This is a genomic window from Bartonella vinsonii subsp. berkhoffii ATCC 51672 (assembly GCF_902825225.1).
In the GTDB taxonomy this organism is placed as follows: Bacteria; Pseudomonadota; Alphaproteobacteria; order Rhizobiales; family Rhizobiaceae; genus Bartonella; species Bartonella berkhoffii.
In genome coordinates, this window is record NZ_CADEAK010000113.1 from 1 (window position 1) to 522 (window position 522).

Consider the following 522-nt stretch of genomic DNA (forward strand, 5'->3'; position numbering starts at 1 on the left):
AGTAGCGTGTGAGTAAAAAAAATATCATCCACACAATAATGAAAACAATTGCTGCTGGCCAGTAAAAGGCAAAACACACACCCAAATAGGTAGCAACACCTTTACCACCTTTAAACTTAAGCCATATGGGAAAAAGATGTCCCAAAAAGACAAAAAAACCAGCCAGTAAAACAATGGTACTGTTTTCTGTCGGATCACTTAAAAATTTTATAACAAGAACAGCAACAGCTCCTTTTAATATATCGCAAAGAAGCGTGAGAGCCGCAACTTTTTTATTTCCTGTCCGCAGAACATTTGTAGCTCCAATATTTCTCGAACCAATTGTTCTTATATCGCCAAGTTTGGCTAATCGCGTAAAAAGTAGGCCAAATGGGATAGAACCAATTAGATAAGATATTAGAAAGAGAAACCATGGATAAAACTGTAAAAGTGTTTCTATTTTATTCATTAAAAATCTCATTAAGTTTATTGATCAAGTTTAAAAATTGATTGTCCCTTAACAAAGGTCTGAAGAACGCGTCC

The 522-nt window shown here is 34.9% G+C and carries 1 protein-coding gene; it reads right to left on the bottom strand.

The window, feature by feature from the left end; all coding sequences use genetic code 11:
- Positions 1-448: glycerol-3-phosphate 1-O-acyltransferase PlsY (gene plsY, locus J7R10_RS08505; RefSeq protein ID WP_208436464.1), on the bottom strand; the 448-nt coding region annotated here is incomplete at its 3' end.
- Positions 449-522 lie beyond the last annotated feature (74 nt).